Annotated in this window: 12 protein-coding genes; 3 read left to right on the forward strand and 9 right to left on the reverse strand. The window is 73.8% G+C overall.

Annotated elements, in window-relative coordinates; genetic code table 11:
* Positions 1-53: 53 nt before the first annotated feature.
* Positions 54-995 (reverse strand): LysR family transcriptional regulator, encoded by a 942-nt coding sequence (locus K329_RS27005; protein WP_052336927.1) that lies wholly within the window; start codon positions 993-995, stop codon positions 54-56.
* 100 nt (positions 996-1,095) lie between these two features.
* On the opposite strand from K329_RS27005, the gene K329_RS27010 reads away from it, so the two are divergent.
* Complete coding sequence (locus K329_RS27010) at positions 1,096-2,031, forward strand: LysR family transcriptional regulator (RefSeq protein WP_052336928.1); 936 nt, start codon at positions 1,096-1,098, stop codon at positions 2,029-2,031.
* On the opposite strand, the gene K329_RS27015 is transcribed toward K329_RS27010, so the two are convergent.
* Genes K329_RS27015 through K329_RS0114645 form a run of 3 tightly spaced genes read right to left on the reverse strand, consistent with a single transcriptional unit; the run spans position 2,028 to position 5,846 of the window.
* Positions 2,028-3,122 (reverse strand): ABC transporter permease, encoded by a 1,095-nt coding sequence (locus tag K329_RS27015; protein WP_052336929.1) that lies wholly within the window; start codon positions 3,120-3,122, stop codon positions 2,028-2,030. The genes K329_RS27010 and K329_RS27015 overlap by 4 nt on opposite strands.
* Positions 3,119-4,687, reverse strand: a complete 1,569-nt coding sequence (locus tag K329_RS0114640; protein ID WP_028473634.1) for a sugar ABC transporter ATP-binding protein — start codon at positions 4,685-4,687, stop codon at positions 3,119-3,121. The genes K329_RS27015 and K329_RS0114640 overlap by 4 nt, the downstream gene beginning before the upstream one ends.
* Before the next feature lies 1 nt (position 4,688).
* Complete coding sequence (locus tag K329_RS0114645; protein ID WP_028473635.1) at positions 4,689-5,846, reverse strand: sugar ABC transporter substrate-binding protein; 1,158 nt, start codon at positions 5,844-5,846, stop codon at positions 4,689-4,691.
* A gap of 235 nt (positions 5,847-6,081) precedes the next feature.
* Between K329_RS0114645 and K329_RS0114650 the strand changes: the two genes are divergently transcribed.
* Positions 6,082-7,008, forward strand: coding sequence for an MBL fold metallo-hydrolase (locus tag K329_RS0114650; RefSeq protein ID WP_028473636.1), 927 nt, complete (start codon positions 6,082-6,084; stop codon positions 7,006-7,008).
* 21 nt (positions 7,009-7,029) lie between these two features.
* Here the strand turns inward: K329_RS0114650 and K329_RS0114655 are convergent, their stop codons facing one another.
* From K329_RS0114655 to K329_RS0114665, 3 genes are all read right to left on the reverse strand, one after another.
* Positions 7,030-8,142: a catalase family protein gene (locus K329_RS0114655; RefSeq protein ID WP_028473637.1), complete on the reverse strand. Its 1,113-nt coding sequence runs from the start codon at positions 8,140-8,142 to the stop codon at positions 7,030-7,032.
* A gap of 11 nt (positions 8,143-8,153) precedes the next feature.
* A complete protein-coding gene (locus K329_RS0114660) occupies positions 8,154-9,221 on the reverse strand; it encodes an NAD(P)-dependent alcohol dehydrogenase (protein WP_028473638.1) in 1,068 nt (355 codons plus the stop codon).
* Positions 9,222-9,287: 66 nt separating this feature from the next.
* The gene (locus K329_RS0114665) at positions 9,288-9,725 is read right to left on the reverse strand and encodes a VOC family protein (protein ID WP_052336931.1); all 438 of its coding nucleotides are present in this window, start codon (positions 9,723-9,725) and stop codon (positions 9,288-9,290) included.
* 157 nt (positions 9,726-9,882) lie between these two features.
* Here K329_RS0114665 and K329_RS27020 point away from each other — a divergent pair, with 157 nt between their 5' ends.
* The gene (locus tag K329_RS27020; protein WP_043643747.1) at positions 9,883-10,872 is read left to right on the forward strand and encodes a GlxA family transcriptional regulator; all 990 of its coding nucleotides are present in this window, start codon (positions 9,883-9,885) and stop codon (positions 10,870-10,872) included.
* A gap of 57 nt (positions 10,873-10,929) precedes the next feature.
* Here K329_RS27020 and K329_RS0114675 read toward each other — a convergent pair whose 3' ends face one another.
* A complete protein-coding gene (locus tag K329_RS0114675) occupies positions 10,930-11,202 on the reverse strand; it encodes a hypothetical protein (RefSeq protein ID WP_028473640.1) in 273 nt (90 codons plus the stop codon).
* 279 nt (positions 11,203-11,481) lie between these two features.
* Positions 11,482-12,984, reverse strand: a complete 1,503-nt coding sequence (locus K329_RS0114680; RefSeq protein ID WP_169721597.1) for a fibronectin type III domain-containing protein — start codon at positions 12,982-12,984, stop codon at positions 11,482-11,484.
* Between the last annotated feature and the right edge of the window lie 43 nt (positions 12,985-13,027).

Genomic DNA, 13,027 nt, shown 5'->3' on the forward strand with positions numbered 1-13,027 from the left:
GGATGACGTCCCGGTGGGCGCCGTACCCCCGGCGGACTCCCACGACGACGACCTCAGCCGACCCCCGCCGGCGCGCGCTCCTCGAGCACGTGGGCGACCTCGTCGAGGCGGTCGAAGAACCAGCGGTACGCCGGCTCCGCGAGGCGGCTGGGCGCGAAGTAGTAGCCCTCGGCCAGCGTGATGTGGCCGAACGGCGGCTCCACCAGCACGAGCGGCCCGCCCGGCTGCGCGTGGAGGCGCGCCAGGCGCTCGGGCACGATCGCGATCATGTCGGTGCGCTCGATGACGAAGGGCAGCGGCAGCCAGCCCTCCACGGTCACCTGCACGTGCCGGTCGACGCCGAGCTCGCCGAGGGTGCGGTCGACGGGCGTCAGGTTGCGCCGCGAGAGCCCGAACTCGGCGACCGCGTGCGGCAGCGCGGCGACGTCCTCCAGCGTGAGCGCCCCGTCGCGCAGCCGCGGGTTGCCGGGGTCGACCAGGCAGACCATCCGGTCGCGCCACAGCGGCCGGGACTCCCCCGGGAAGCCGTAGCCGAGCGGTCCGACGAGCACGTCGTGGTCGACGATCACGCGGTCGGACTCCCGGATGTCGGGCGGCATGCCCGCCACCGCGAGCCGCACGTGCGGGGCCTGCGCCGTCATCGCGCCGAGGAGCGGGTCGTGCAGCACGCTCATCGCGTAGTCGCTCATCATCAGGCGGAAGACGCGGTCGCTCGTGGCCGGGTCGAAGCCCTCGTCGACGCGCAGCGCCTCGCTCATCAGCCGCACCGCCTCCTGCACCTCCGGCAGCAGCTCGGAGGCGAACGGGGTCAGCTCGAAGTCGCGGCCGTTGCGCACCAGCAGCTCGTCGTCGAACTTGCGGCGCAGGCGCCCGAGCGCCCCGCTCATCGCCGGCTGGCTCAGCCCGAGACGCCGGCCGGCGCGCGTCACGTTGGCCTCCTCGAGGATGGCCCGGAGGGCCACGAGCAGGTTGAGGTCGGTGCCTCCGAGCGTCATGCGGGCTGCCTTTCCACCGTGGGGCGTACGTCGTGTCGCGCCCCCGCCTGCGCATCATCCATCATGGTGACTGCCATCACACCCCCGAGGAGAGCCCATCGTGCGTGAGTCCGTGCGCGACGTCGACGCCAACCTGCTGGTCGCGCTGCACGCGCTGCTCGAGGAGCGCAACATCACCCACGCCGGCGCCCGGCTGATGGTGAGCCAGCCGGCCATGAGCGGGTCGCTCGGCCGGCTGCGGCGGCACTTCGACGACGAGCTGCTCGTGCGCCAGGGCCGCGAGTTCGTGCTCACGCCGCTGGCCCAGCAGCTGCTGCCGGTGGTGACCCGGGCGGTCGAGGCGGCCGAGGCGCTGCTCGGCGCGGAGCGGGCGTTCGACCCGGTCCACAGCTCGAAGCGGTTCGTGGTGAGCCTCTCGGAGTACGCGATGACCGTGCTCGCCGAGCCCCTCAACCGGGCGGTGCTCCGGGAGGCGCCGGGCTGCTCGGTCGCGTTCGACTCCCTGCCGCCCGACCCCGACGCCATCGAGCGCCAGCTGCTCAACCGCGACCTCGTCGTCGGCCCCCTCGGGTTCGGGCTGCCGGGCCGCACCCAGCCGCTGTTCACCGACCGGCTCGTCTGCCTCGTGGCCCGGGGCAACCCCCGGCTGCGCGACGGCGGGCTCACGATCGACGACCTCCTCGACATGCCCCACGCGTTGGCGGAGTTCTACGCCGGCGGCGACCACAAGCGCCCCCTCGAGGTCGTGGCGGAGCGGGCCGGGATCGGCGAGCGCACCGTGCTGGTCACCGTCTCGAGCCTCCTGACCCTCCCGTACGCCGTCGCCGGCACCGACCTCTGCGCCTTCGTGCCCTCGCGGCTCGCGGAGCGCTGCCTCGACATCCTCGACCTCGAGGTGGCCCGCACCCCGCTCGACACCGTCGAGATCACCGAGGCCGCGCACTGGCACCCCCGGCGCTCCGAGGAGCCCGCCAGCATCTGGTTGCGCGGGCTCCTCTACGACGTCGCCATCGCCCTCGAGGACGAGCGCGGCTAGCTCGCCCGTCCGCGCGCGCGACCGAGGTACGTCGAGAGGCCCACCGCCGCGAGCAGCGCGGCGCCGTTGAACACCGGGCTGACCCAGGCGGCCGCGCTCGCGACCGTGAGGCCGCTGACGGTGATCGACACGAACAGCACGCCGATGAGCGTGCCGACGACGTTGAAGAACCCGGGCCGCACGGCGGTCGCGCCGAGGAAGGCCGCCGCCAGTGCCGGGAAGAGCAGGCTGTTGCCGGAGTCGGCGGTGGCGCTGCCGGTGCGGGCGAGCTGCAGGATCCCGACGAGGGCGGCCACCGCGCCGGCCAGCACGAACGACGCGGTGACGTAGCGGTCGGTGCGGATGCCCACGAGCTTCGCCGCCCGGGGGTTGGCGCCGATGGCGTAGAGCGAGCGCCCGTACGGCGTGTGGGTCAGCACGTACCAGAGCACCAGCGCGACGAGCAGCACGACGTACACGACCGCGGGCACGCCGTAGACGTTGATCGATCCGAAGTCGACCAGCGCCGGGGAGATGCCGACGAGGATCGTCTGGCCGCCCGTGTACCACTGGATCAGGCCGCCGAGCAGCGTCGCGACACCGAGCGTGGTGACGAACGAGTTGAGCCCGAACCGCGTGACCAGCACGCCGTTGAAGAGGCCGACGAGGCTGCCGAAGACGAGGCACACGACGCAGGCCACGGCGAGCGACATGTCCTCCTTCGACATCAGCCCGGCGGCGAGCACGCCCGAGGCCGCCGCGTTGGCGCCGAGGGAGAAGTCGAAGTAGCCGCTCACCAGCGGCAGCACCACCGCGAGCGCCAGGAGCGCCACGGTCGCCTGCGTGCCGAGGATGACGGCGAGGTTCTCCGAGGTCGCGAACCGCTCGCTGCTGGCGGGCAGCACGGAGAAGAAGACGACCACGCCGAGCAGCAGCACGAGCAGGGCGTTCTTCTCGGCGAGGCCGCGCAGGTCGTGGCCGCGGCGCGGGCGCCCGGCCTTCCCGGCCCTGCCGCCCGTGGTCGGGGCGGTGCCGGGGCTCTCGGGGGTGCCGGAGCCGGCGGCGGCGCCCGCCGTACCCGCCCCTCGGCTGCTGGTGACGGACGTGCTCATCGGGCATCTCCTGCGGTGAGGACGGACGACTGCGTCGCCGCGGTCAGGTGGTCGGGGGTGAGCTCGTCACCGGTCAGCTCGCTGTCGACGACGCCGTCGCGCAGCACGACGACGCGGTCGCAGAGAGTGGAGAGCTCGAAGAAGTCGGAGGAGGCCACCAGCACGGTGCAGCCGTCGGCCGCGGCAGCGCGCACGGTGGCGTAGATGTCGACGCGCGACATCACGTCGACGCCCTGGGTTGGCTCGTCGAGGAGGAGCAGCCGGGGCGCACGGCGCAGCCAGCGCCCCACCACCGCCTTCTGCTGGTTGCCGCCCGAGAGGGTCGCGAAGTCGTGGTCGACCGAGCCCGCCTTGACGGCGTGGCTGACGACGAGCTCCTCCGCGGAGCGGCGCTCGGCGGTGGTCGCCATGCCCCGCCAGCCCCAGAACGAGCGCAGCACCGAGGCCGAGAGGTTCTCGCGCAGGCTGAGGTTGGCGAAGGCCGACTCCCCCACCCGGTCCTCGGAGACGTAGGCGACCCCCTGGCGCATCCGGGCCTTCACGTCCTCGCGTCCGGTCTGCTCGCGACCGAGCACCCGCAGCACCCCGCCCGACGGGCGGTGCACCCCGAAGATCGTGGTGAGCAGCGCCGAGCGACCGCTGCCGACGAGGCCGGCGACCCCGACGATCTCGCCGGGCCACGCCGACAGCGACACCCCACGGAGCGGTCCGCCGTGCAGGTCGTCGACGACGAGCGCCGCCTCACCGGCCTGCTGGGGTACGGCGACCCGCTCCCGGCCCGCCTCGCCGTCGAAGGCCCGGCCCGTCATGTGGGCGACCAGCTCGGCCTCCGTCGGGGCGGCCACGTCGGTGCCGCCCACGAGGTGCGCGACCGACCGACCGTCGAGGAAGACGGTGAAGTCGTCCGCGACGGCCAGCACCTCCTGCATGCGGTGGCTGACCATCATCACGGTCTGCCCGAGGTCGGCGCGTCGCCGGATCGCGGCGAGCAACGCCTCCGACTCGTGGGCCGGCAGCGTCGCCGTCGGCTCGTCGAGCACCAGCACGGCCTCGCCGTCGTCGCGGTCCTGCAGCGCCCGGGCGATCGCCACCATCGTGCGCTGGGCCGGGCGCAGGCTCCCGACGGGCTGCTCGGGCCGCGCGTCGATCTCGAAGCGCTCGAGCAGCTCGGCGACGTGCGCCCGCAGCTCCTTCCACCGCACGGAGCGCCCCACGCGGGTCGGGTAGCCGGCGGCGAGCGCCACGTTCTCCGCGATGCTCAGCTGCTCGAAGAGCCCGAGGTCCTGGTGCACGAAGCGCAGCCCGGCCTCGGCCGCGTCGGCCGCCGACCAGCCGGCGACGTCGGCCTCTCGGCCGTTGACGACCAGGTGGCCGGCGTCGCCGGGGTGGACCCCCGCGAGCACCTTGATGGCGGTCGACTTGCCCGAGCCGTTGCCGCCCAGCAGGGCGTGGACGGTGCCGCGCCGCAGCGTCAGCCCGGCCCCGTCCAGCGCCCTGGTGGGTCCGAACGACTTGGTCATCCCGGTGACGACGACGGCCAGGTCCGCGGAGGTGGAGGTGCTCATGTCAGCTGACGCCCCACAGCGCCTCGTAGGCGGCCTTGTAGTCGACGTCGGGCTCGTAGTCGCCCTCCGCCGGGAGGTTGTTGTCGGCGTCGACCATCTGGAAGCCGTCGCCCTGCACCTGCGGCTCCTCGCCGTTCAGCACGCGGATGGCGGTGTCGATCGAGCCGTAGGAGCCCCACTCGGTGGCGTAGCCCAGCACGCCCAGGTCGAACCCGGCGGAGCGCACGAGGTCCATCGTCGAGGCGTCGCCGAAGCCGGCGGAGACCGCGAGGTCTCCTCCCCTGCCGGAGGCCTGGACAGCCTGGGCGAGGCCGGCGCTCAGCCATCCGCCGACGGGCACCGAGACGGCGTTGACGTCGGGGGCGGCCACGAGGGCGCTGGAGAACTTCTGCGCCGCGGTGTTGCCGGCGATGTCGGAGTTGGCCAGGTCGAGCGTGGAGACGATCTCGCACTCCTCGCACTCGGCGATGCGGTCGGTGAACCCGGCCGTGATCCAGGGGCCCCAGACGGGGTCGGTGAAGTTGATGAGCAGCACCTTCGCGGCGCCGTCGGACTTCCCGATCAGCCAGTCGGCCTGCAGCTGGCCGTTGAGGCGCCAGTAGTCCTCGATGGAGGTGTCCGGCAGCTGGAGGCGCTCGCTGGCGAGCAACGAGTCACCGCCGACCGCGGTGCAGTCGGAGCCGCCGCCGCCGACGATCTCGACGCCCGCGTCGACCGCCTCGCGCATCGGGGCCTCGACCGAGACGCAGTCGATGCCGACCGGGATGACGACGTCGGCGCCGGCGCTGGTGGCCTGGCGCAGGCAGGTGCCCCAGCCGCCGGGGTTGAGCTGGCCGTCGCACACGGTGACGTTCCAGCCGATCAGCTCACCGGCCTCCTTCATGCCGGCGACCGGCGTGGAGCACGACGGCACCTGCTCTCCGCAGGAGACGACCCAGAGGTTCACGTCGGCCGGCGGGCTGGTCTCCACGGTGGGCGGCTCGCCCGTCTCCCCGGTGTACGCGGCCTCGAGCGCAGCCGTGGCCTCCTCGCCGGTCGGCCCGGAGGCCGAGCCGCCGTCGTCGTCGTTCGACGACGAGATGGCTCCCGAGCACGCGCTCAGGACGAGGGGGGCGACGGCGAGCGCGAACCACGGCGCCGCCCTTCTGATGGGGTTCATCGATGCTCCTACGAGTCGGGCAACAAGCCAGCCAGGCAGCCCGGGAACTGCCGCCACCGGTCGGTGGTGCTCGGAGTGAAGCAGCGGCGCGACATGTAACTGAAGTCACAGTCGGGCATGGCTGTGATCGGCGACACCGATGTCTGGCGCTCTGGCCGGGGCCCCGGCCATGTGGCTGACTCGACCCCGACGACACGCACGCCCCCGTGCCCGGGGGCCGACGAAGGGTGAGGGCATGGACTGGCGCGACCGACCGCCGTACGTCGAGGAGGTCGCGCCCGGCGTCTTCGCCTACGTGCAGCCCGACGGCTCCTGGATGATCAACAACCTGGGGTTCCTCGTCGGCGAGAGCGGCCGCAGCCTCCTGGTCGACGCCTCCTCCACCGAGACCCGCACGCGCCGGTTCCTGGCCGAGGTCGACACCCGGTCGACGGCCGCGCCGATGGCGCTGGTCAACACCCACCACCACCCGGACCACGTCTACGGCAACTACCTCGCGCCCTCGACGACGCCGGTGATCGCCCACACGGCGTGCCGGGAGGAGATGCTCACCGCCGGCCTCGAGGCCACCCGCGTGATCACCGAGCCCGACTACGGCGACCTCCGGATCCGCACCCCCGACATCACCTTCGACGACCGGCTGACGCTGCACCTCGACGAGGTGGTCGTCGAGCTCATCCACGTCGGCCCGGCCCACACCACCAACGACGTGGTCGTCTGGCTGCCCGAGCAGCGCGTGCTCTTCACCGGCGACGTCGCCTTCGCGGGCGGCCAGCCGTTCCTGCTCGAGGGCTCCGTGCCCGGCTTCGCCCGCGCGCTCGAGCGGCTGCGCGCGCTGTCACCCGAGGTGGTCGTGCCCGGTCACGGCCCCGTCTGCCGCGGCGACGACGTGCCCGTGCTGCTCGACGACCTGAGCGCTTACGTCGCGTACGTCGACCAGGTCGCAGCCGTCGCGGAGGCCGAGGGCATGACGGCGCTGCAGGCCGCGGAGAAGCACCGGGACAACCCGTACGCCGGGTGGGCCGAGACGGAGCGCTTCGTCGGCAACCTGCACCGGGCCCTCACCGAACGGGCGCAGGGGCCGGGCGTGCGGTTGCGCGTGCCCGACGCCTGGCCCGACATGGTCGCCTTCCACGGCGGACCGATCGGGTGCCACGCCTGACGGTGCGGCACCCGATCGTCCTCAGTCCGGCAGGTCGTCGATGCTCTCCGGCTCGCCGATCGGGCGGTCGTTGAGGCCGTGGCGGTCGCGCGACGAGTCGTCGTACACGGGTCGGCGCACCCGCTGGATGGAGCCCAGCGGCTGGTGCTCGACCAGGCAGTGCCACGGGTTGAACGACAGGTCGTCGTCGACGTAGACGCGGCGGGCCGGCGAGTAGGAGTCCTGCGCCTCGACGGTGATCGTGGCGACCGTCCGGTAGGGGGTGACCTCCTCGGGCCACTCGACGGAGGCATCCTCGACGGGGGTGGTCTCGAGGTCGACGGCCAGCTGGACGCGCACCTCCCAGGTGCCCTGCTGGTCGGCGAAGAACTCCGAGGTCAGGTCGCGCAGCGCGGAGGGCTCGCCCACCGGGACCCGCCGGCCGGTCAGCTCGGTCAGGTTCTCCGACACCGGCACCGCGGAGACCTTGGCGACGTGCTCGCCGAAGCGCAGCACTCCCTGCGACCAGTAGGTCTCGCCCAGGAGGTGGGTGTGGGGCATGGCCTGGCCGGCCGGTCCCCCGGTCCTGTCGACGCCCACCGCGCGGGCGGCGCCGGCCGCGGCGCGCAGCACGACCCCGGTGGCCACCTGGGCCGGCTCGGGCGCCCTCGCCGCCTTCGCGAGGAGGGCCTGGTCGCGGCGGTAGGTGTGGACGTCACCCGACGAGATGGTCGGGTGGTTGACGAGCAGGAAGTCCTGGGTGCGGGCGTCCGGGGCCTCCGGGAGCGCCTTCTCGCCGTCGACCTCGAGCACCTTGACCGCCATCCCCCGCGCCGTACCGACCCCGTCGGGCACGATGTCGCCCGGCGCCGTCGAGAAGCGGATGATCACCGGCCGCTCCACCGGCTCGGCGAAGAGCCCCTGGCGCAGCTCGGCCGGGAGGTCGTCGTGCACGCGCAGGGTGCCGCGGACGACGCCGTGGCTCTTGGCGTGCGCGTCCCGCAGGCCGTGGCGGTGCTTCTCGAAGGCGAAGGCGCGCAGGTCGGCGAAGATCTCGCGCAGCGCGGCGACGTCCTCGGCCTCGTGCGGCTGCTCCTGCTCGACCTCCGGCCCGTAGCGCAGGTAGGAGCGGGGCGTGTCGGTGTGCGGGCCCACGGTCGGCCTCCTCAGCTGGGGTCCGGCAGGGTCGAGCTGTCGATCACGAACCGGAACCGCACGTCGCCCTCGACGAGCCGGTCAAAGGCCTCGTTGATGCGGTCGGCCGCGATCAGCTCGATGTCGGCGGTGATGCCGTGCTCGGCACAGAGGTCCAGGACCTCCTGGGTCTGCTGCAGGTTGCCGATGAGCGACCCGCCGATGGTGAGGCGCTTGAGGGAGACGACACCGAAGTCGATGGCGCCCTCCCCGATCGGCTCGAGCAGCCCGACCGTCGCCAGCACGCCGTTCGCGGCGAGCAGCGAGAGGTACGGGTTCATGTCGAACGCCGTCGGGATCGTCGAGAGCACCAGGTCCAGCGAGTCCGCCGCATCCGTCACGGCGTCCTCGTCGGTCATCACCACGACGTCGTCGGCGCCCGACGCCCGCGCACCGTCCGCCTTGTCGGCGCTGGTAGTGAGGGCGACGACGCGGCTCGCGCCGAGGGCCTTGGCCAGCTTGAGGCCGAGGTGCCCCAGACCGCCGAGGCCCGCCACCCCCACGACCTTGTCCTGCACGCCCCACCGGGTCAGCGGCGCGTACGTCGTCACCCCGGCGCACAGCAGGGGCGCCGCGGCGGCCAGGTCGAGGGCGTCGGGGATCGACAGCACGAAGTGCTCGTGCACGACGATCTCGTCGGAGTAGCCACCGAAGGTCACCTCGCCGGTGTCGGGGTCCGGGGCGTTGTAGGTGAAGACCGCCGGCGGCTGCTGGTACTGCTCGTCCTCGACCCCGCGCTGCGACTCGTCGCCCCAGTAGACGAGGCAGCCGACGCCCACCCGGTCACCGACGGCGTGCCGGGTGACGTCGGCGCCGACCTCGGCGACGGTGCCGACGATCTCGTGGCCGGGCATGCACGGGAAGTTCGTGGCCAGGGCTCCGCCCATCTCGGCACGGGCCTGGTGGACGTCGGAGTGGCACACCCCGCAGTACGCGATGTCGATGCGCACGTCCTCACGCCCGACCGCCGGCCGGTCGAAGGGCCAGGGGCGGAGCGGGGAGGAAGCGTCGTCGGTGGCGTAGCCGATGTTCGTGGGCACGGGGGGCTCCTGGGGGTTCGGGGGCCGCGCGGGGGCGCGGGGGCTTCGGGGTGGGGGCGCCGGGGCTCAGGGCATGTGCACGAGCTCGATGTTGATGTCGTCCGGGTCCTGGATCGAGAGGATGACCATGCCCGTGTCGAGGTGGGTGACCTCGCCGTGCTCGATGCCGGCCTCGTCGAGGCGGCCGGCCGCGGCGTGCAGCTCGTCCTCCGAGCCCACCAGCAGGCTGAGGTGGTCGAGGCCGACGCGGGTCGAGTCGAAGGTGCCACCGGTCGGGCCGACCGGGCGCAGGCCCAGCAGCTGGTCGCCGACGGGGAAGCCAGCGCCGCCGAAGAGCTGGGCCGGGTCGTCGCGCACGCCGGGCTCGTCGACGCGGTCGCTGAAGTCGAAGGCGGTCTCGACGCCGAGCAGGTGCTGGTAGAAGGCCTTCGAGCGGTGGATGTCGGTCACGGTGAGGCGCACGTGGTGCAGCGCGGTCGTGTGGGCCATCGGGGTGGAGGTCATGGTGGGTCCTTCCGGGTCGGGTCGCGGCCGGGATGCCGCCGCGCGGGTGGTACCCGCCCGGGCGGGCTCGAGGGCCTGCGACGTCGGACTCCACCCTTCCGGTGCACCCCGCCGTACGACCAGTGGCCGTTGCGACGTCCCTCCTAGCATTCGCGACATGCGCATCGTGATCGTCGCCGTGGACGGCGTGGCCGACTCCGGCCTGGGCCTCGTGCTCGACGTCTTCACCGCCGCCAACCTGCTGCGGGGGCGTGTCGACCCCCACCTCGCGGCTTTCGAGGTGTCCGTCCGCTCCACCCGGGCGCAGGTGCGCACCTTCTACGGGGCCGCGTTCACGACCGAGCCGCTCGCCGCCGTCCTCGACGACCCGCCCGACCACCTCGTCGTACCCGGCCTCGGGGTCACCACCGCCGAGGCCGTCCTCGACGTGGTCACGGGCACCGACACCGTCCCGGCCCTGCGCACGCTGCACGACCACGGCGTGCCGACCTCGGCCGCCTGCAGCGGCACGTTCCTGATCGCCGAGGCGGGGGTGCTCGACGGGCGGGCGGCCACCACGAGCTGGTGGCTCGGGCCGGCCTTCCGCGCCCGCTACCCGGCCGTGACCCTCGACGAGTCCGAGGCGCTCGTCGTCGCCGGCGACGTCGTCACCGCGGGCGCCGCGCTCGCGCACCTGGACCTGGCCCTCTCGCTCGTACGGCGGGTCAGCCCCGGCCTCGCCGAGGCGGTCGGCGACTACCTCGCCGTGGGCGACCGGCCCCGCCAGGGCGACGTCGTGCGCCCGAGCCTGCTCGCTCCCACCGACCCCGTGCTCGCGGCCTTCGACCGCGCCGTCCGCGACCGCATCGGCGAGTCGCTCGACCTCGGCGAGGTCGCGTCGGACCTCGGCGTCAGCCGACGCACCCTCCAGCGGCTGACGTCGACCACCCTGGGCATGACCCCCATCCGGTACGTCCAGCACGTGCGCCTCGAGCGCGCCGTCGACCTGCTCCGCACCACCGACGAGAGCGTGGCCGCGATCGCCCGGGCCGTCGGCTACCAGGACGCCACCACGCTCGCCACCCTCATCCGCCGGCGCCGCGGCACCACGCCCGAGCAGATCCGGGCCCGGCGGCTCGCGACGGCGTCGGCGTGGGAGTCGGCGTAGGAGAGGCCGGCGCGCCGAGCGGTGAGGTCCCCGCGGGCGGGCGGGCGGGTCGGGAGGTCAGCCCTCGTCGGTACGGCGGGTCGCCGCGCGCCGCAGCTTCGCCTCGCGGTGGTCCCGCAGCTCCTCGAAGGGCGTGCGCGGGCGGAGGAAGCGGCGGCGCTCCCAGGCGGGATAGGTCAGGTACATGGCCCAGCTCGCGATCACCCACGCCGGGACCGCCCCGACCACGGCCGGCCAGACGCCGGTGTCGTTCACGTAGTACAGCCAGAGCGTGAGCACCAGGGTCCACCCGGCACCGATGGTGACGGCGTACCTCGTCCGTGCGCTCATCGCTCCCCCTCGCCCCAGCAGGGCTGCACGCCCCGCGTCGTACGCCCATCCTGGCCCAGTGCCGGACGGTCGGTGCGGTCTCCAGCGATTCGGGCCGGCACCCGCGAGCCTCGGCCGAGTGTGGCGGACGCGCTCAGGTCGGCCGGGCCTGGCGGTGCATCCGTCCGCCACACATCAACCGGCTCGGCTGAGCGTGGCGGACGCCCGCAGCCCGACCTCGTCCGGAGGTGCGTCCGTCCGCCACACTCGGTGCCGGTCCCGGCCCGACCGCGACCCCGCTCAGCGCACCGCCACCGTCCGCACCGGCGACCCGGCCGAGTTACCCAGCGCGTTGGTGGCGTAGACCCGGAAGTGGTGCGTGCCGGCCGGCAGCCCCCGGAAGTTGAGCGAGCGACTCGTGGCCGGGAGGGCCCAGTAGAGGTTGCCGCGCTGCACGACATACCCGGTCACGGGCAGGCCGCCGGTGACGCGCGGCGGTGACCACGAGAGGGTCACGTCGCGTCCGCGGACATTCGCCGCCGGCTGAGCGGGTGCGCCCGGGCGGCTGGTGACCGTCGCCGAGCGGTCCGGGCTGGCCGGCGAGTTGCCCCACCGGTTCGACGCGTAGACCCGGAAGGTCGCCGTGCCGCCGGGCTGGTTGCGCAGGGTCAGCCGGGTCTGGTCCGCCGGCACCTCGCGCCACTGGGAGCCGGCCGGGCCGGTCTGGTGCACGACGTACCCCGTCACCGGCGACCCGCCGTCGGCCGTCACCGCCGGCCACGCGACCGTGATCGTGCTGCCGTCGACCCGGGTCGAGGGCCGGCCGGGGGCGGACGGTCGGGTGGCGGCCGGGCTGCCGTCGCACACCGTGGCGGAGCCGAAGTAGGTGCGGAGGTAGGTGCCGTCCGCCTCGGGCACGAGCGCGTACTCGCCCCAGTAGACGCGCAGGTCGCGCCGGCCGACGCTGCCGAAGTCGTAGGAGATGGGCGCGACGGCGTCGCCCAGCGTGTCGTCCTCGATGCCGTCGACCCTCTGCCAGCCGTCGGCGTCGCGGTAGAAGAGCTGGCCGATGGTCACCTCGAGCGGGCCCACCTGGCCGAACGAGAGCTCGCAGCCGGCGGTGCGCACCCGCGTGCGCTGCGTGCCGCGACCGAGCCCGCAGTCGAACGTGTCGACGTGGTCGCCCGTGCGCCAGCTGGTGTCGTCGGCATACTGCGCCCGCACCAGCACCGCGGGCCACTCGGTGGCCCGGATCTCGACCGACTCCCCCGGCTGGAGCAGCCCGACGTGCTCGCCCTCCTCGGTGCCGTCCCCGACCGTGCTGACGACGGAGTCGAAGTCGAACGTCTCGTAGATCTCGTAGTCGACGGCGACCCGCCGGTCGTTACGGACCACCACGTCGCAGCCGCTCCGCTCGACCGTCAGCAGGTCGGTGCCCTGCTGCGTCGAGAACGACTCGTAGGCCTGGCCGTAGTGGAACTCCTCCCAGCCGTTCGGCCCCGAGAGCACGTAGCCCGACGTGGGCTCGGCGCCGATGCGCACCTCGCGGAACCCGTTCTCGTCGGCGGCCGGCACCTCGACCCGACCGGACAGCGTCCGCCCCTCGTCGTCGGTGTAGCGCACGCCCCGCACCTGCGGCACCTGCAGCGTGTCGACGTCGACGTACGTCGGCCGCGGCGCCCGCACCACGGTGGCCGCCTCGGCGCCCGGGGCACCCAGCACGACCAGCCCGGCGACGGCGACCAGTCCCGCCGACGCCCGCGCGACACTCCGCCGCGCCCCGCTCCTGAACCTGGACCCCACGACCACGACCTGCCCCCTCGTCCGGCCCCACCGCGGTGCCCGG

This window comes from Nocardioides alkalitolerans DSM 16699 (assembly GCF_000426525.1).
Taxonomy (GTDB): Bacteria; Actinomycetota; Actinomycetes; order Propionibacteriales; family Nocardioidaceae; genus Nocardioides; species Nocardioides alkalitolerans.

Bases quoted from the DNA above. Each gene is read 5' to 3' on its own strand.
- K329_RS0114640 (WP_028473634.1), bottom strand. From the start codon at position 4,687: ATGAGCACCTCCACCTCCGCGGACCTGGCCGTCGTCGTCACCGGGATG.
- K329_RS0114665 (WP_052336931.1), bottom strand. From the start codon at position 9,725: ATGACCTCCACCCCGATGGCCCACACGACCGCGCTGCACCACGTGCGC.
- K329_RS27015 (WP_052336929.1), bottom strand. From the start codon at position 3,122: ATGAGCACGTCCGTCACCAGCAGCCGAGGGGCGGGTACGGCGGGCGCC.
- K329_RS0114645 (WP_028473635.1), bottom strand. From the start codon at position 5,846: ATGAACCCCATCAGAAGGGCGGCGCCGTGGTTCGCGCTCGCCGTCGCC.
- K329_RS0114650 (WP_028473636.1), top strand. From the start codon at position 6,082: ATGGACTGGCGCGACCGACCGCCGTACGTCGAGGAGGTCGCGCCCGGC.
- K329_RS27005 (WP_052336927.1), bottom strand. From the start codon at position 995: ATGACGCTCGGAGGCACCGACCTCAACCTGCTCGTGGCCCTCCGGGCC.
- K329_RS27020 (WP_043643747.1), top strand. From the start codon at position 9,883: ATGCGCATCGTGATCGTCGCCGTGGACGGCGTGGCCGACTCCGGCCTG.
- K329_RS0114675 (WP_028473640.1), bottom strand. From the start codon at position 11,202: ATGAGCGCACGGACGAGGTACGCCGTCACCATCGGTGCCGGGTGGACC.